Source organism: Pauljensenia sp. UMB6358, from assembly GCF_030216865.1.
GTDB classification, from domain to species: domain Bacteria; phylum Actinomycetota; class Actinomycetes; order Actinomycetales; family Actinomycetaceae; genus Pauljensenia; species Pauljensenia turicensis_A.
The window spans coordinates 1-324 of the sequence record NZ_JASOMS010000085.1; the positions used below are offsets into that span (position 1 = coordinate 1).

Below are 324 nucleotides of genomic sequence, written 5' to 3' on the forward strand. Positions count from 1 at the left end.
GTGGCTCACCATTCGATTGAGGATTACTTCCCCGACGGCAACATCCCTAACCTGCGGATCAAGAACACGCCCGTGCCTCCGGCTGAAGATGCGCGACCCGATCCCACGGATGTGCCGGCCGCCCTCGAACCTGTTGTCGAACTGCTCGACGGTAAGCTCATCGCGGTGATCACCGGTGCGGGAATTTCCACGGACTCCGGCCTGCCGGATTACCGATCCCCCGGCGCAGTTGACCGACACCCCATGACACTGCAGCAGTTCATGTCTGACGAGTCGTACCGCCGTCATTACTGGGCGCGCAACCATTCCGGCTGGCTCGCGCCT

Annotated in this window: 1 pseudogene; it reads left to right on the plus strand. The window is 62.3% G+C overall.

Annotated elements, in window-relative coordinates:
• Positions 1-324 (plus strand): annotated as a pseudogene (locus QP381_RS08735) (NAD-dependent deacetylase); the annotation flags it as partial.